The organism is Bacillus sp. CR71, from assembly GCF_003429245.1.
Classification (GTDB): domain Bacteria; phylum Bacillota; class Bacilli; order Bacillales; family Bacillaceae_G; genus Bacillus_A; species Bacillus_A thuringiensis_S.
The window spans coordinates 2,574,800-2,591,674 of record NZ_CP031748.1; the positions used below are offsets into that span (position 1 = coordinate 2,574,800).

Below are 16,875 nucleotides of genomic sequence, written 5' to 3' on the forward strand. Positions count from 1 at the left end.
TCAAAATTCATACAAGAAAGGCAGCTATAAAAAATAGCCGCCTTGCCTCAGGGAGAATTCAAGAAAATTAGAGATTCATTATGGATACAGATTGGCTATTACCAATTTATTTATATTATTAGCAGGGGTTCAATAAATTATTCATAAGTTAAGATCTTACTTCATTGTAGGATGAGTGACATGCAAAGTAAAAAGAGCACTTTTTAAAAGTGCTCTTTTTAAGGTGTGTATTAGGACTTGAAAGAGGCATCAATGAAATGTAGAAGGAGATATCTCTATACAACATATGGAGGTACTATGGAAGGGTGACGATAAAAAATAAAGGAGATAATTCTTTTTAGCGACTTAAGATGTAGTCAATTGTATTACATAATTTTATGAGTAATATTGTAGTGTCTTGCATGTGGATATTAAATGTCTAATAATCAAATTAGTCAAATACTTTTCTACCGGTGCTTTATCAAGGTTGATTAGCTCGTAAGTATGAAGCGTTACGCTATAAGATAGAAATACTTACAAATTTTAAAAGAATTCCATTTGTGTACCAAGAAGCAAAATATATTTATGATAAAATATAGAAAAAGATGATTAAGAAGGGACAATTAAAGTGAAACCAACAATTTATGATGTTGCGGAAAAAGCAGGTGTATCAATAGCGACTGTATCTAAGGTAATTAATCAAACAGGGCGTATTAGTGAAAAAACAATAAACAAAGTAAACCAGGTAATGGACGAATTAGATTATCAGCCAAGTAGTGTAGCAGCAGCGTTAACAGGTAAAAAAACATATACGATTGGGGTACTTGTCCCAGATATCTCAAACCCATTTTTTGCTGAAGTAGCAAGAGCTTTTGAAAATAGTGCACGAGAATCAGGGTATACACTCATTTTATGTAGTACAGACCATCAAACAAAGCGTGAGCACGAATACATTGATTTACTATTTAAAAAGCAAGTAGATGGCATTATTATTGCAACGGAACTAAATGATTATAAACTTGTTAAAAAAATCGTAAATCGAGATTTACCACTTGTCTTATTTACCGTAGATCATCCTTCCATTACGACTCATGTTGTGACAACTGATGATATGAGGGGAGGCTATCTAGCTGGGAATTATCTAACGCAGAAAGGCCATACATCTTTAACAATTATGATGGAGAAGGATAGAAAAAGTAGCTTAGGGAGACTAAATGGTTTCAAGCAGGCTCTTACAGATTCAGGTATCCTATTAGATGATGATGCTATCATTAGCTGCTATTCGACAGTGGAAGATAGCAAACGTGCAAGTAAAGAGTTACTTAATTTGCCTAACAGACCTACAGCTGTTTTCGCTTGTACTGATTTAATTGCTATATGCCTTATGAATGAAGCAAGAAAACAAGGACTTTCAATTCCGGAAGATTTATCAATTATCGGATTTGATAATACAATTTATGCTGAGATTGCAGATCCAGGGTTAACGACGATTGAACAGCCAATTACACAAATGGCAGCCTGTACGTTTGAACAACTCTTAAAAACGATGGAAATGAAGGAACATGCTAAGCAAAAAATTACAATTATTCCTCAGTTAGTAGAGCGATCCTCAGTAAAGGATATTACATGATAGCATTTTCGATATCCTACTTGAATGTAACAAAAAGAAGGTCATTTTAACCATATACAGTTATGATGACCTTCTTTTATATTTAGGATTTATACAGAGAATTGTTCACCGCTTTTCGTATTTAAATCCTGCTTCATCTCATTTTCCTTTGGAATAGTAAGGAAATGAGTTAAAAATGCGCCAAAGAAGTACAAGCCGGCAAAGATCCACATAACGCCGCCTACCCCTAATGGACCGATGAATGCAGTTACTACTAATGGACCAACGAATGCCGATAATCCTGAACCTAAATTTAAGACAGACATTGCCGCTCCTTTGTTTTCAGGAGATAAAGATGGGATTAATGCTGTAAGAGGTACATAACCGGAAAGAGTTGCTCCGTAGCAACATGCAACAAATAATATAGCCCAATAATTATGTCCTACCATTTGTGGTACATAATAGAGTGCAAGAGTTACAATTCCGCAACCGACTCCTCCGAACCATTTAATCGTATTTACCCAGCCAAACTTGTCTCCAACAATACCAAAAATAATATTAAATACCATATTTACAAAGAATAGAGTACCCCAAATTTGAAGCCATTCAGTCATCGTAAAATTATATTTCATCATATAAGTAGGCAGGAAAACAACAAATCCAAACTGAGCGGCCGAGTTTATAATTTTAACAATACCACCTATACCAACTTTAGGATTTTCAAATGCGATGGTAATGCCTTTTAGTAATTCGCTTGATTTGTTAGCGCTTACGGTTTGTGCTTTAAATCTGTCCTTATTTACAACAATTGAGAATAATCCCCCAACGACAACAAAAATTAAAGCGCTCCATAATGTAGCAATTTCTCCGATTTTCGGAACCATATAACTAGAATAAAAGGCTCCTATAACACTAAGCCCTAGCTGGAATACGAACCAGAACCAGCCAACTGCTCTTGAAAGCATTTGCTGAGGAGTACTGTAAGATACCCAAACTAGGAAAGAATAGGCAAATAAGGGATAACCAAACCCTCGTAGGGCATAGCAAATTAATATTACGGGATAATTCATATGTTGAATTCCTATACCGATGAATCCGATTGAACCTAAAATGAATGATACTAAACCAAACGTCATGACTTTTCTTGGTCCCCACATTTGTACAAATACCCCTGAAAACCAAGAAGAAGCAGATACAGTAATCCCGTAAATAGTAAACAGAAAAGCAGCGTGTTCTAGTGTTAGTCCTTTTTCAACGAGATAAGGGGATAACCATCCTTGTTCTAAACCATCCCCAATCATAAAAACAATAATCCCTATGTATCCCCAAGTTAAATTAGAAGGAATACCAATCTTGTCCATAAATGTTTTGTGTGAACTCATTGCGTTCATTCTCCCACCACCGATAAGTTATTTTTTGGTTAAGCGCTTAATTCTTTTTGATAAAAAAAGTATACGCTTACATTGTGGGGTCGTCAATTTAATTTTTTGACAATTTACAACTTTCTTTTATAGAGGCATTCTATTTACTTATTGGACAATAAAATAATAGTGAGTATGAAAAGAAAGAAATACCTTATAGATGGGGGTTACTATTTAAAAGGCTTGGTATTCTTTGTTATATCAGTATTTTAAAAGAATATATTTATAGCTTTTTAGATTATTTATTTCTAATTATTATTCTTTATTTTTATGTAATACGTTTATTGAAGGAATTTAAAATTCGGATGAAAAGGTAAGTATTCAAAAAAATAAAAATGTTTTCAATTTAGAATCAAGTGTGTATAATGAAGAAAAATGGGGAAAGCGCTTAACTAAAATTATTAGGCTAAACCTTATAGACTTTCATTTTTTTCTTAAATTTAAATAAAGAGGGAGAAATCATATGAATGTTTTAACGATTGGAATTATTGGGGCTGGACGAATTGGGAAACTGCATGTCGATAACTTGCAGCTTATGCCACAAGTAAAAATTAAAGCGGTTTCAGATGTTGTGATTAGTCATCTAGAAAAGTGGGCCGAGGATAAAGGGATATCCACTCTGACTACAAACTATCAGGATTTATTAGCAGATCCAGAAATTCATGCTGTCTTTATTTGTTCACCAACAAATACACATGCGCAAATTATAAAAGAAGCGGCTCTTGCGAAAAAACATATTTTCTGCGAAAAACCTGTTAGTTTCTCAGTAGAAGAAACATTAGATGCATTAGAAGTAGTAAAAGAACAAGGGGTATCTCTTCAAGTAGGTTTTAATCGTCGTTTCGATCCTAACTTCAGGAAAGTCTATGATCTTATTCAACAAGGAGAAGTAGGACAACCGCATATTTTAAAAATTACGTCACGCGATCCACAACCACCAAGTATAGAGTATGTTCGCTCTTCAGGCGGATTGTTTATGGATATGATGATTCATGATTTTGATATGGCTCGTTATGTGATGAATAGTGAAGTCGTTGAAGTATTTGCATATGGCACAACATTAATTGATCCATCCATTCAGGAAGTAAATGATGTTGATACAGCAATAGTCACATTGAAATTTGCGAATGGAGCTTTAGGCGTAATTGATAATAGCCGCCAAGCTGTATATGGATATGACCAGCGTGTTGAAGTGTTTGGTGAAAAAGGCGCGGTCGCTGCGGATAATTGTTGCCCGACAACAGTACAAGTTTCAAAAACAGAAGGTGTTGTAAAAGATAAGCCGCTTTATTTCTTCTTAGAGCGCTACACGCAGGCTTACATTGAAGAAGTAACACAATTTACAAAGTCAATTATAGAAGGACAAGCTGTTATTTGCAGTGGTAATGATGGGTTACAGGCAGAAAGAATTGCGAAAGCTGCGAAGGAATCATTACTAACAGGAAAACCTGTTCAAATTGAACATAAACAGCCTGCATTAAATCAATAAAGAGAGCGCTTACTTTTAGATAGATAAAGAGTTATGAATAGTAGGTTTATAAAAAATATGAACCATATCATTCACTCTTTCATAAAGCATGGGAGGTAGAAACAATGAATCCACTTATTTTTAAAGAAGATTGTCCATTAGACCTAATTGCAGTTGGACGTTTATGCGTTGATTTAAATGCCAATGAAACACAACGTCCTATGGAAGAAACAAGAACGTTTACTAAGTATGTGGGGGGATCTCCTGCGAATATCGCAATTGGTGCGGCGCGTCTTGGCTTACAAACAGGATTTATCGGTAAAGTGTCCGATGATCAAATGGGCCGTTTTATTACAGGGTACCTAAAGGATAACAATATTAATACAGATCAGATATGTATTGATCGTACTGGTGCAGTGACAGGTTTAGCTTTCACAGAAATTAAAAGCCCTGAAGATTGCAGTATTTTAATGTACCGCGACAATGTCGCAGATTTAAATCTTGATCCAACAGAAGTTTCTGAGGACTATATTAAACAATCCAAAGCTCTCTTAATTTCAGGAACAGCATTAGCGAAAAGTCCTTCTCGCGAGGCGGTATTTTTAGCGCTAGGATATGCGCGTAAGCATGATGTAGTCGTATTTTTTGATGTGGATTACCGCCCTTATACATGGCAGTCAGAAGCTGAAACGGCAGTGTATTATAATCTAGCGGCTGAAAAGTCTGATGTCATTATTGGAACGCGTGAAGAGTTCGATATGATGGAAAAACTATTAAACTATGAACAATCTAATGACCAAGTTACGGCTGAAAGATGGTTTTCTCATCATGCGAAAATTGTCGTAATTAAGCACGGCGGGGATGGTTCAATCGCTTATACGAGAGACGGCCAATCACACCGTGGCGGTATCTTTAAAACAAAGGTATTAAAGACGTTTGGAGCTGGCGACTCGTATGCTTCTGCGTTTATTTATGGCCTAATGCAAGGACTTGAGATTCCTCAAGCGATGCGATTAGGAGGCGCTTCTGCTTCGATCGTTATTTCAAAACATAGCTGTTCTGATGCAATGCCAACAAGGGCAGAGATTTCAGCATTCATGGAAACGGCTGAGGAAATTGTATAAAAACATCATAAATGAGTAATCAAGTAAGTGCGTATCTTATGTACGCTTCTACATTACATAAAAGGGAGAGAATGAATATGACAGTACAAACAGCACAAATTGTAAAAAACTACATTGGCGGCGAATGGATAGAATCTATTTCAACTAAGATGGAAGCTGTATATAATCCAGCAACAGGGGAAGTAATCGCCCAGGTACCACTTTCAACAAAAGTAGATGTTGAACAAGCTGTATTAGCAGCAAATGAAGCATTCAAATCTTGGTCCAAAACAGCTGTGCCAAAACGTGCTCGTATTCTATTTAAATATCAACAATTATTAGTAGATAACTGGGAAGAGTTAGCGAAACTTATTACGATTGAAAACGGAAAAAGCTATAACGAAGCTTACGGTGAAGTTCTTCGTGGTATTGAGTGCGTGGAGTTTGCTGCAGGTGCTCCTACATTAATGATGGGAAAACAGCTTCCTGATATTGCGACAGGTATTGAGTCTGGTATGTATCGTTACCCAATTGGTGTTATAGGCGGGATTACACCTTTTAACTTCCCAATGATGGTTCCATGCTGGATGTTCCCACTTGCGATTGCTTGCGGTAATACATTTGTGTTAAAACCTTCAGAGCGTACACCACTTCTAGCAGCAAGATTAGCAGAATTAGCTGCAGAAGCTGGTTTACCTAAAGGTGTATTAAATATCGTAAATGGTGCACACGATGTAGTAAATGGTCTTCTGGAACATAAATTAGTGAAGGCAATTTCATTTGTAGGTTCTCAGCCTGTCGCAGAATATGTATACAAAAAAGGAACAGAAAACTTAAAACGCGTTCAAGCATTAGCGGGTGCGAAAAACCATTCCATTGTATTAAATGATGCGAATCTTGAGCTAGCAACAAAGCAAATTATTAGTGCTGCATTCGGTTCAGCTGGTGAGCGTTGTATGGCTGCTTCTGTTGTTACAGTAGAAGAAGAAATTGCAGATCAATTAGTTGGAAGACTAGTAGAAGAAGCACATAAAATTGTGATTGGTAATGGTCTTGATGAAGATGTATTTTTAGGCCCAGTTATTCGTCATAACCATAAAGAGCGTACAATTGGTTACATCGATTCAGGTGTAGAACAGGGCGCTACATTAGTTCGTGATGGACGCGAAGACACAGCTGTAAAAGGAGCTGGCTACTTCGTTGGTCCAACAATTTTTGACCATGTTACAAAAGAAATGAAAATCTGGCAAGATGAGATTTTTGCTCCTGTTTTATCCATTGTTCGTGTGAAATCATTAGATGAAGCGATTGAAATTGCGAATGAATCTCGCTTTGCAAATGGTGCTTGCATTTATACAGATAGCGGAGCAAGTGTACGTCAATTCCGTGAAACAATTGAATCAGGTATGTTAGGTGTGAATGTTGGGGTTCCAGCACCGATGGCATTCTTCCCGTTCTCTGGCTGGAAAGATTCTTTCTATGGAGATCTTCATGCGAACGGTACTGACGGCGTTGAGTTTTATACGAGAAAGAAAATGCTTACATCTCGTTGGGAAAAGTAATCATGAAGAGAGAAGTAGAATCTCTCTAGGTGCTTGTAAGCGAAAGTAACGGAAGTAGTAAAACATAAGAAGGAAGTATTAGGAGTCTATCAAATTCCTGATACTCCTTTTTCATATGCAGAATGACTGATAGAGATAGAAAGGAGCAAACAATATGCAAACTGTTAGAATGACGACGGCGCAAGCTTTGGTGAAATTTTTGAATCAGCAATACGTAGAGTTTGATGGAAAGCAACAAAAATTTATTAAGGGAATCTTTACGATTTTTGGTCATGGGAATGTAGTAGGCCTAGGTCAAGCTTTAGAAGAAGACGCAGGGGAATTAGAAGTATATCAAGGGAGAAATGAACAAGGGATGGCAAATGCTGCGATGGCCTTTGCAAAACAAAAACACAGAAAACAAATTATGGCATGTACTTCTTCTGTTGGTCCTGGATCAGCAAATATGATTACCTCTGCTGCAACAGCTTCTGCAAATAATATTCCTGTTTTACTACTTCCAGGTGATGTATTTGCAACGAGACAACCTGATCCTGTTCTTCAACAAATTGAACAAACGCATGACTTATCTATTTCTACGAATGATGCTTTTCGTGCGGTAAGTAAGTATTGGGACCGTGTGAACCGTCCTGAACAGTTGATGACAGCTATGATTCAAGCCATGCGTGTTTTAACGAATCCGGCAGACACAGGAGCTGTAACAATTTGTTTACCACAAGATGTCCAAGGGGAAGCTTGGGATTTTCCAAGTTACTTCTTCCAAAAGCGTGTTCATCGTATTGAACGTCGTCTACCTACAAAAGTCAGTTTGGCGGATGCGGTTGAAATGATTAAGAGAAAGAAAAAGCCAATTATGATTTGCGGTGGCGGTGTAAGATACGCAGAAGCGGCAGAGGAACTGAAACAGTTTGCTGAGGCATTCCGCATTCCATTTGGAGAAACGCAAGCTGGGAAAAGCGCGATAGAAAGCAATCATCCATATAATCTTGGCGGCATTGGGGTAACTGGAAATGTAGCAGCCAATACAATTGCAAAGGAAGCCGATCTTGTTATTGGAATTGGAACAAGATTTACTGATTTTACAACGGCATCTAAGCAATTGTTCCAGAATAAAGAGGTTGAGTTTTTAAACATCAACATTTCGGAATTCCATGCGAACAAACTTGATGCATTGAAGGTTATAGGGGATGCAAAAGAAGGACTTCTTGCTCTAATAGATGAACTGCAAGCAATTGAGTATCAATCTAGTTACACAGTAGAAATCACTGATGCAAAAGAGGCTTGGGAAACAGAATTAGCACGTCTACATAATATTCGCTTTACAGGTCAAGGTTTCACGCCGGAAGTTGAAGGTCATTTCGATGAGAATTTAAATGAGTATGTAGACGCACTTGGTACAGAATTAACACAGACTGCCGTCATTGGACAAATCAATACATTACTTGACGAAGATTCGATTATTGTTGGTGCAGCAGGAAGTCTTCCAGGTGATTTACAAAGAATGTGGGCACCTAGAAAACCTAATACATATCACATGGAGTATGGATACTCTTGTATGGGTTATGAGGTTGCCGGCGCGCTTGGTGCAAAGCTAGCTGAACCATCGAAGGAAGTATATGCAATGGTAGGGGATGGAAGTTACCAAATGCTACATTCTGAGCTTGTCACAAGTCTTCAAGAAAACAAAAAAATTAATGTTTTATTGTTTGATAACTCTGGATTTGGCTGCATTAATAACTTACAAATGGGTAATGGAATGGGGAGCTTCGGAACAGAGTTTCGTTACCGAAACCAGGAAACTCGTAAATTAAACGGGGCTATTATGAAAATAAATTTTGCAGCTAGCGCGGCTGGATATGGCGTAAAAACGTATCAAGTTACATCAATGGAACAATTACAGGAAGCGCTTAAGGATGCGAAAAAACAAACAGTTTCTACATTAATTGATATTAAAGTATTACCAAAAACAATGACAAATGGATACGATTCATGGTGGCATGTAGGTGTTGCAGAGGTATCTAATAGTCAAAGTGTACAAGCTGCGTACGAGGATAAAATAAGCAACTTGCAACAGGCAAGGTCTTATTAGATTAGAGCACAAAGAGAGCTTTTTATCTACATGCATATTGATTAGGAAGCTCTCTTTTTAATGACCAGTTAAGAGAATTTGGCGAAATTCTATCACATTTTGTAAAGAGGAGAGACAAGGGGATGTTCAAAGAAAATGCAATTAAACTTGGAATTGCACCAATTGCTTGGACAAATGATGATATGCCGGAGCTAGGAGCAGAAAATACGTTTGAACAATGTATTAGTGAGATGGCACTAGCTGGATTTAATGGAAGTGAAGTAGGGAATAAATACCCGAGAAATACAGTTGTATTAAAAAAATCTTTGGAATTACGAAACTTGGAGATTGCTAGTGCATGGTTTAGTACGTTTTTAACAACGAATCCGATTGAAGAGACGGTAGAAGAATTTATTAAGCATAGGGATTTCTTACATGATATGGGTGCAAAAGTCATCGTTGTTTCAGAGCAAGGGCATAGTATTCAAGGTTTAATGGATGCACCACTATTTAAAAATAAGCCTGTTTTTACAGAAGAAGAGTGGGAAAAGCTAGCGGATGGGTTACATCACCTCGGTAAATTAGCTCAGGAAAAGGGGCTACATATTGTATACCATCACCATATGGGTACGGGTGTTCAAACAACGGCAGAAATTGAAAAGTTAATGGATATGACGAATCCAGAGCTTGTATCCCTTCTTTTTGATACAGGTCATCTTGCTTTTTCAGGAGAAGAGCCACTGTATATTTTGAAAAAATATTTACCTCGCATTAAACATGTACATTTAAAAGATATTCGCCAGGAAGTAGTAGATGCTGTAAAGGAAAACAATTTAAGCTTCTTACAGGCAGTGAAGAATGGTGCATTTACAGTTCCTGGAGATGGCGTAATTGTATTTGATGAAGTGTTTACTACCCTTGCGAACTCTGAGTATAAAGGATGGTTTGTGGTAGAAGCAGAGCAAGACCCAGCTTTAGCGAATCCTTTTGAATACGCATTAAAAGCTCGAAAATTTATACAAGAAAAAGCAGGTTTGTAATTTAAGCATATTAAGATTATCCCTAAGTAAATGGTATGGTAATCAACATGTCTTCTTACAAAAGGGGTAAAAAGACGTGACGGTTGGTTTTACATTTAATAAATAATATTGAAATAGGGGAGTATGTAATGCCATTAGTTCAAATGAAGGATATTTTAATTAAAGCAAATCAAGAGAATTATGGGGTTGGAGCTTTTAGTGTCGCTAATATGGAAATGGTAATGGGAGCTATTCAAGCAGCTGAAGAGTTACGTTCCCCGCTCATTCTACAAATTGCGGAAGTTCGTTTGAATCATTCGCCCATTCATATGATTGGTCCTTTGATGGTAGCTGCAGCGAAAAAAGCGACTGTCCCGGTAGCAGTTCACTTTGATCACGGTATGACATTTGAAAAGATTAAAGAGACATTAGAAATTGGTTTTAGTTCGGTTATGTTTGATGGCTCTCACTATCCGTTAGAAGAGAATATCCAAAGGACAAAAGAAGTTGTGGAGCTTGCGAAACAGTACGGAGCGACAGTAGAGGCTGAGATTGGCAGAGTAGGTGGTAGTGATGACGGATCAGAAGATATTGAAATGTTGCTGACAAGCACTACAGAAGCAAAACGATTTGCAGAAGAAACAGACGTAGATGCGTTAGCTGTTGCAATTGGAAATGCGCATGGTATGTACAGTGGAGATCCTGATTTACGATTAGACCGTCTACAGGAAATTAATGAGGTAGTTCATATCCCGCTCGTTTTACATGGCGGTTCTGGCATTAGCCCAGAGGATTTCAAACAATGTATCCAACATGGTGTTCGAAAAATTAATGTAGCAACAGCCACATTTCAGAATGTAATTACTGCTGTTAACAATACAGTCCTAAATAATCCGTATTCAGATTACTTTACGTACCACCAGGATGTTATTGAGGCTGCATACGAAAATATTAAAATTCATATGCGAATATTCGGAAGTGAAAACAGAGTATAAATAGAAAAGCTTTCTTCAGTAATAGTTAGACGAAACTCGGAATGTAGTTAGCGGAAAAAAGTAGAGAATGATTGAGTAGCCATTAAATAAAAGGGGGAGAAAGCCATGTTAGGAAAATTAGGTGAATTAAATGAAGGATATAATATATTAACAGAAATGAACGGTCAAGGCAGTGATATGTTAATGGATATAGGCATATATAAGATGTCTAATGGGAAAGAAGAGTTGCTATTTGATAATAAGAATGAAACAGCGGTTCTTTTACTGGAAGGGGCAATACGTTTAGAGTGGGAAGGAATGGAACAAGTTATTCAAAGACAGTCTGTGTTTGAAGAAAACCCTTGGTGCTTACATGTATCTAAAAATGTGAAGGTTACAATTACTGCTCTTTTAGATAGTGAAGTGCTTGTCCAAAAAACAGATAATGACCAAGAATTTGCGTCAAAGTTATATACTCCAAATGATTGTCAAAGTGTCGTAGCTGGAGAAGGCGTATGGGAGGGAACAGCGCAGCGTGTTATTCGTACAATTTTTGACTATAACAATGCAGAATATTCGAATATGGTTGTAGGAGAAGTTATTTCTTATCCAGGGAGATGGTCCAGTTATCCACCGCATCACCATGATCAACCGGAGGTATATTATTATCGCTTTAACAAGCCACAGGGATTTGGATGTGCAATGGTTGGTGAGGATGTTTATCGCGTTGTACATAATAGTTTTATTACAATTCCGGGTGAGCTAGACCATCCGCAAGCAACTGCGCCTGGATATGCAATGTATTTTTGTTGGATGATTCGACATCTTGAGAATAACCCATGGAATGATCGTATCATGGAGGAAGACCACAAGTGGTTATTAGAACCAAATGCGAAAATTTGGTCAGAAAAGGAATAGACGAAAATAAATACGAGCACACCTATTGTTAGTGATAGGGTGCTCTTTTTTCTGTTTATGCGCAGAAAGGAAAATCCTTTTTACTGTTACCGTCGGATTATCGTCTTGCACACATTTGAAGAAGGAGAATTTCTATCTAATAAAATAAGATAGGATTTGATATTTTCTTAGTTTTGGTTAGGTAAGCTTATATACTTAAAGTAAATGGCTTAATTTCAATTAAGGAGGAGGATAATTTGGAGGTGTATAACTCAGCTGCTCCTGCACAAACAAATAGTGAAGAGTTACCATTCGATATTTCCTGGATGACTGATTGGATTGTAGACTGGTTTGGTTCTTTGTTTAATGGCGGCAGTGATGTAATAAAAGATGGGGGAGATAAAATAGATGGTGCAGTCCATGCGAGTGTGCCTGCATTCTTTGATGTTATTTTCCTTATTCTTTCTGTAGTAATCTTAATATCATTACTAGTTTTTGGAGCTTCTTTATGGTTTAAACATATAAAGTGGAAAAAAAGATCTATATATTTTGGAGTAGGGTCCTTCATTCTCATACTACTAATAAGGATTTTACCGGTGTTAATGCTGACAACACGTTCTTTTGACTTTCAAACTTTTATAAGTAATATGGTGGGTTTAATCACTTCTATAATTTTAGGGACAGCTGTATTAATGTTTTTAATATCCCTAGCACTAGGTATGCTTTATAAGAAATTTGAACATCCGAAATATGGGAAATGGAGTTCGAGTTTGAGATATAGTTCAATTTTTATATTTGTAATGACATTGATAGTACCTGCCTTGTTGCGCCATTTATAATCTATGTTTATCTAGGGGAAGGAGGGAATAGTGCAGGTAATTTCTATTGTTTTTCGATGTAATTATACTAGCACTCGTTCTCCTCTAATTTTCTGAATTAAGTCTTAGACATTAAAAAGAATTTTGTTGTACGAAGTTTTGGCAAAGGGGGAGAGGTACTAGTGACTACTTTTGTTGTCATAGTGAGTATATTCTTAATTCTATTCGTAATTGGTCCTAAAGCGACTAAGAAAAAAGAAGAAAGAGATAAAATTGAAAAAGAACATAGAGAGAAAATGGAGGCTTTAGAGGAAGAAAAAATTGACTTAGATATTAATGGGACTAAAGTACGGTTACACAAGAAGCCTAAACTAAAGAGTAGTATATATAAAATAAAGGGTGACAGATAAATTCATAATAGGATAATCAATTTCAAATTTATTTACAAAACTTTAGTACAATCAGAAAGGATGATTTCAATAAGAGCTGAAGTTAAATACCAATGGACAACTAGCATTTTTAATTACAAAGATAAAGGTGAAGAATGGACAACAGGTTATTTAGAAACTAAAGAAGCAGCCATTGGTGACCTTATAATTGAGGGTACATCAGGGTTTATATTATTGGATAACCCTGATAGTGAAGGTGATATTCAAGAAGTAGAATTCATAAAAATCATTAGAGATGAAAAAGGAAATCATATTGTTTCAGAAGTAATAAGTAATGAAACAGCTGAAAAACTATATTTTGATAGGGCTTTTGAAGCATGGAAAGAGGATTTTTAGATAATATCATTTATTAATTAAATTTTGTCCAAAGATCATTTTATGTGTAATAAAGTCATTTTAAATAAAAGCAATAATTTCCTATCATATTTTCGTGACAGGAAATTATTGCTTTTTTATGTTGATTTATACTATACGTATTGCTTCTGTTAGTAAGTAATTTTATCTTTATAAAATATATGTATTGTATTATATAAATATTAAACTAAGTTAAATATTGGTATCTGTTCTCATTGAATATATCAGAAAATATTGGTAAAAAACAGTCTTTTTATTACATTCAATTGACTTTAATATTTAAAGGGTCATATGAACTTTAAGTTTGTGTTGATTAATCCTCTTCATTACAAGGGGACGTTTTTTGAAGGGATCGTTAAAAAGGAGTGGTGTTTATAAAGAAAATATTATTATTTGTATGTGCTTTAGTGTTGTTTATCATGTTTGGATGTACTAAAAAAGTATCTAATAATTATGTTATCTCAGAGGAAAGTTGCCAGAAAAACTGGGCAGTTTGTACGTTATTTCCTGAACATGTAATCAAAATTGCGGGTTCTAAAACTGTGAAAGTAGCTGTTTTAGATAGTGGGATTAATCAGGACATAAAGGGACTTAAAGGCCAGGTAAAGAAAAGTTATAATGCGCTTAATAATACTTTTGAGACAGAGGCTATATTAGATCATGGAACTATGATTGCAAGTATCATTGCTTCTACAAAAAGTAAAAATAATGTGGTGGGAATTAATCCTGCTGTTGAATTGTATGATGTTCAAGTTTTAAATGAAAAGGGTAGTGGAAAAATAGCGGATATAATATCAGGGATAAACTGGAGTGTTGAACAAAGTGTTGATATTATCAATTTAAGTTTTGGCTTTTCTAAAGATGACCCTAAGTTAAGGGAAGCGATAAGAAATGCATCAAATAAAGGGATAATAATTATTGCTGCTACAGGAAATACCATTGGCTTATCTACTGATTACCCTGCTAAATACCCTGAAGTATTATCTATTTCTGCTATTGATAAGGATATGAAATTATATGCTTATGCCGGTCAAGGCAAGGTTGATTTTGTGGCACCAGGCGTAGATGTACCTGTATTAAATATACATGGAGAGGTTGAAATGCAAAGCGGGACTTCTTATGCAACAGCTTATACAACAGGGATTGTTTCTATATTGCTTCAAAATGGGAGTAAAGACATAGAAAAGGATCTACGCTTTGGAGCAATAAAATTAGGTGCGAAAGAAAAATTTGGGATGGGATTAGTACAAATAAAAGAATAAGGTGGAGAATTTAATGAAAAAATATTTTATCTTCAGTATAATTACAGCGCTTTTCATTACATATGTACCTACAGGGTTTGTATATGCAGCGCAAGAAAATGATTCTGCATTAAAAGAAATTGTAAAAGTTACCGAAAACACTGAAACTAGTAAAATAGATACCGAAGTTAAAGTTGATGTAAAGGAAGATTTAGGGATAGAATCATCCGAACAAATTGAAATAACTGAAAATGTTGTTGATAATGTAGACACTTTTGAATCAATATTAGATACTGATCAAGTACAAATGGAAAGTACATTGGAATATAATATTGAAACAGGTGAAATGAGTGCTAAAGCAATACTAAATGATGAGAATGGAAATGAAATAGAGAAGAGTTTTTCAATTCTTGTGACTGATGTAGAAGGTGAAGATTTAAAAGCCATTTTTGTGGATCAAGAAACTGGTGAACAATATTCTATTGATACACAAGAAATAACTGCATCTGCTCTTCCTTTGGTTCCCGTTCTTGTTGCATTCATAGTTAAAAGCGGTCTAAAAGCAGCTATAAAAAAATATGGACCAACTGCTATTAGAACTCTAATGAAAAACTCTGAACCTCTTGCTAAAGTAGTTGCAAGCAGATTGGGATACGCAGAAACAAAATTTTACTCTCATGGTGCAAGAGTATATTTTAACAAAAAAGGAAAACCTAAATATATAACTAGAGACAAAGATGGCCACAATGGTGGAGCTTTTAAAGGTGCTGATTCAGTAAAAGCTCTTGGAAATAAGAAAACTAGATCTGGAACTTATGATTTAGAATTAAGAAGAATCGGAGATTAATAACTAATTATGGATAAATTCAAAGTAGATTTTACAAATACTGAAGAAACTCCCTTTTTTCAAGTAACTTCGAATCATAGAATTAGATTCGATATGGATTTATTTGTGAATAATAACACTCGATTATTAAAAAATATCTTGGATAATTTATTCAATCAAAACGAAAAAATAAATTCTTCCTTTATCTGTGGATATATTATAAATGGTAAAAGAATTCATGAAAAAACAGGCTTAGGTAAATTTACTAAAATTAGAAATTGGAAAGAAACATTAATAAAAAACGATAATTTTACAAGTTCAACAATTTTTGCATCTATAAAAAATTTAAATTATCAGGATGTATATAAATACTGTCAAAATGTATCACAAGGGCATCCATCAGCATATATCTCATTTTATAATGACAATTATTTATTATATATAAATCAGGATGTACTTGATATAATTTCATTTAATGAGAAGTTAATAGAACAATTAAAAACTAAATATGCAGTGGAATATGATAAATATTATGAGTAATTGATATATTTTAAAGGAATATATTAAGAGATTATAGAGAATTCCCAAAAGACCAACCCCTTATTTATTAAGGGGTTGGTCTTTTTTGATTTTTCTTCCATAATGAAGTATTTAATTACATTGAGTGTTGTTATTTATCCTTACATATGCAATGTTCTCAACTAATTGAAAGTCATTTTCTGTTAATTGGGTAATAAATTCATTCGAATTGTTTTGCTTATCAATTTCCTTTAATAAAACAAAATCACCTAATTTTTTTCTTTCCTCAATTGGTAGGTGCCTATTTTCAAGTATAACGTTTAGGATATCTAATTCGATATTAGAAAAAGTTTGCTGCTTCGTTAACTTATTTGCTAGATGGAATGCAATTAATTGATAAAACGTTCTAATGTCATATGGGGGATTATTATGATACGTATATCTATTTGCTAGTTCGTTAAGTACATACAATAGATGATCAAATTTCATAGAAGATAAGGCGGAAATATCTGTAACTGGGAGTTTAGGTTTCTTTTTTCTTCCAAATGGTACTTTGACACGATTGATT

Annotated in this window: 16 protein-coding genes; 14 read left to right on the plus strand and 2 right to left on the minus strand. The window is 35.2% G+C overall.

The genetic code is table 11. From position 1 onward, the window contains the following. The first annotated feature begins 607 nt into the window (after nucleotides 1-607). Nucleotides 608-1,609: a LacI family DNA-binding transcriptional regulator gene (locus tag DOS87_RS12935; RefSeq protein WP_071730367.1), complete on the plus strand. Its 1,002-nt coding sequence runs from the start codon at nucleotides 608-610 to the stop codon at nucleotides 1,607-1,609. A gap of 89 nt (nucleotides 1,610-1,698) precedes the next feature. On the opposite strand, the gene DOS87_RS12940 is transcribed toward DOS87_RS12935, so the two are convergent. After that, on the minus strand, nucleotides 1,699-2,979 hold the full coding sequence (locus tag DOS87_RS12940; protein ID WP_208730331.1) for an MFS transporter: 1,281 nt from the start codon (nucleotides 2,977-2,979) through the stop codon (nucleotides 1,699-1,701). Nucleotides 2,980-3,472: 493 nt separating this feature from the next. On the opposite strand from DOS87_RS12940, the gene iolG reads away from it, so the two are divergent. The 13 genes from iolG to DOS87_RS13005 all read left to right on the plus strand — a co-directional run bounded on the left by iolG (nucleotide 3,473) and on the right by DOS87_RS13005 (nucleotide 16,328). Next, on the plus strand, nucleotides 3,473-4,498 hold the full coding sequence (iolG, locus tag DOS87_RS12945) for an inositol 2-dehydrogenase (RefSeq protein WP_208730332.1): 1,026 nt from the start codon (nucleotides 3,473-3,475) through the stop codon (nucleotides 4,496-4,498). A 104-nt stretch (nucleotides 4,499-4,602) separates the two neighbouring features. Further along, nucleotides 4,603-5,601 carry a 5-dehydro-2-deoxygluconokinase gene (gene iolC / locus DOS87_RS12950; protein ID WP_208730333.1) on the plus strand — a complete coding sequence of 333 codons (999 nt, stop codon included), beginning with the start codon at nucleotides 4,603-4,605 and terminating at the stop codon, nucleotides 5,599-5,601. A 77-nt stretch (nucleotides 5,602-5,678) separates the two neighbouring features. Next, nucleotides 5,679-7,142, plus strand: a complete 1,464-nt coding sequence (locus DOS87_RS12955; RefSeq protein ID WP_098672594.1) for a CoA-acylating methylmalonate-semialdehyde dehydrogenase — start codon at nucleotides 5,679-5,681, stop codon at nucleotides 7,140-7,142. Between the two features lie 154 nt (nucleotides 7,143-7,296). Then, nucleotides 7,297-9,231, plus strand: coding sequence for a 3D-(3,5/4)-trihydroxycyclohexane-1,2-dione acylhydrolase (decyclizing) (gene iolD / locus DOS87_RS12960; RefSeq protein WP_208730334.1), 1,935 nt, complete (start codon nucleotides 7,297-7,299; stop codon nucleotides 9,229-9,231). 122 nt (nucleotides 9,232-9,353) lie between these two features. Then, complete coding sequence (gene iolE, locus DOS87_RS12965; RefSeq protein ID WP_184121848.1) at nucleotides 9,354-10,250, plus strand: myo-inosose-2 dehydratase; 897 nt, start codon at nucleotides 9,354-9,356, stop codon at nucleotides 10,248-10,250. A gap of 128 nt (nucleotides 10,251-10,378) precedes the next feature. Next, nucleotides 10,379-11,224 (plus strand): class II fructose-bisphosphate aldolase, encoded by an 846-nt coding sequence (locus DOS87_RS12970; RefSeq protein WP_208730335.1) that lies wholly within the window; start codon nucleotides 10,379-10,381, stop codon nucleotides 11,222-11,224. A 105-nt stretch (nucleotides 11,225-11,329) separates the two neighbouring features. Further along, nucleotides 11,330-12,121 (plus strand): 5-deoxy-glucuronate isomerase, encoded by a 792-nt coding sequence (locus DOS87_RS12975; RefSeq protein WP_208730336.1) that lies wholly within the window; start codon nucleotides 11,330-11,332, stop codon nucleotides 12,119-12,121. A gap of 218 nt (nucleotides 12,122-12,339) precedes the next feature. Continuing rightward, a complete protein-coding gene (locus tag DOS87_RS12980) occupies nucleotides 12,340-12,939 on the plus strand; it encodes a hypothetical protein (protein ID WP_184121867.1) in 600 nt (199 codons plus the stop codon). Nucleotides 12,940-13,100: 161 nt separating this feature from the next. After that, entirely contained in the window at nucleotides 13,101-13,328 is a 228-nt protein-coding gene (locus DOS87_RS12985) for a hypothetical protein (RefSeq protein WP_208730337.1), read from the plus strand. 60 nt (nucleotides 13,329-13,388) lie between these two features. Beyond that, nucleotides 13,389-13,703 carry a hypothetical protein gene (locus DOS87_RS12990; RefSeq protein WP_221448842.1) on the plus strand — a complete coding sequence of 105 codons (315 nt, stop codon included), beginning with the start codon at nucleotides 13,389-13,391 and terminating at the stop codon, nucleotides 13,701-13,703. A gap of 386 nt (nucleotides 13,704-14,089) precedes the next feature. Beyond that, nucleotides 14,090-14,983 carry a S8 family serine peptidase gene (locus DOS87_RS12995; RefSeq protein ID WP_184121839.1) on the plus strand — a complete coding sequence of 298 codons (894 nt, stop codon included), beginning with the start codon at nucleotides 14,090-14,092 and terminating at the stop codon, nucleotides 14,981-14,983. A gap of 13 nt (nucleotides 14,984-14,996) precedes the next feature. Then, nucleotides 14,997-15,809: an SAR2788 family putative toxin gene (locus tag DOS87_RS13000; protein ID WP_184121837.1), complete on the plus strand. Its 813-nt coding sequence runs from the start codon at nucleotides 14,997-14,999 to the stop codon at nucleotides 15,807-15,809. A 9-nt stretch (nucleotides 15,810-15,818) separates the two neighbouring features. Further along, nucleotides 15,819-16,328 carry a hypothetical protein gene (locus DOS87_RS13005; RefSeq protein WP_184121835.1) on the plus strand — a complete coding sequence of 170 codons (510 nt, stop codon included), beginning with the start codon at nucleotides 15,819-15,821 and terminating at the stop codon, nucleotides 16,326-16,328. Nucleotides 16,329-16,439: 111 nt separating this feature from the next. Here DOS87_RS13005 and DOS87_RS13010 read toward each other — a convergent pair whose 3' ends face one another. Further along, a complete protein-coding gene (locus DOS87_RS13010) occupies nucleotides 16,440-16,874 on the minus strand; it encodes a hypothetical protein (RefSeq protein WP_184121864.1) in 435 nt (144 codons plus the stop codon). Between the last annotated feature and the right edge of the window lies 1 nt (nucleotide 16,875).

What these genes read in the sequence shown, in the direction of transcription:
- DOS87_RS12940 (WP_208730331.1), bottom strand. Translation starts at nt 2,979, where the DNA reads ATGAACGCAATGAGTTCACACAAAACATTTATGGACAAGATTGGTATT.
- iolG (WP_208730332.1), top strand. Translation starts at nt 3,473, where the DNA reads ATGAATGTTTTAACGATTGGAATTATTGGGGCTGGACGAATTGGGAAA.
- iolC (WP_208730333.1), top strand. Translation starts at nt 4,603, where the DNA reads ATGAATCCACTTATTTTTAAAGAAGATTGTCCATTAGACCTAATTGCA.
- DOS87_RS12955 (WP_098672594.1), top strand. Translation starts at nt 5,679, where the DNA reads ATGACAGTACAAACAGCACAAATTGTAAAAAACTACATTGGCGGCGAA.
- iolD (WP_208730334.1), top strand. Translation starts at nt 7,297, where the DNA reads ATGCAAACTGTTAGAATGACGACGGCGCAAGCTTTGGTGAAATTTTTG.
- iolE (WP_184121848.1), top strand. Translation starts at nt 9,354, where the DNA reads ATGTTCAAAGAAAATGCAATTAAACTTGGAATTGCACCAATTGCTTGG.
- DOS87_RS12970 (WP_208730335.1), top strand. Translation starts at nt 10,379, where the DNA reads ATGCCATTAGTTCAAATGAAGGATATTTTAATTAAAGCAAATCAAGAG.
- DOS87_RS12975 (WP_208730336.1), top strand. Translation starts at nt 11,330, where the DNA reads ATGTTAGGAAAATTAGGTGAATTAAATGAAGGATATAATATATTAACA.
- DOS87_RS12990 (WP_221448842.1), top strand. Translation starts at nt 13,389, where the DNA reads ATGATTTCAATAAGAGCTGAAGTTAAATACCAATGGACAACTAGCATT.
- DOS87_RS13000 (WP_184121837.1), top strand. Translation starts at nt 14,997, where the DNA reads ATGAAAAAATATTTTATCTTCAGTATAATTACAGCGCTTTTCATTACA.
- DOS87_RS13005 (WP_184121835.1), top strand. Translation starts at nt 15,819, where the DNA reads ATGGATAAATTCAAAGTAGATTTTACAAATACTGAAGAAACTCCCTTT.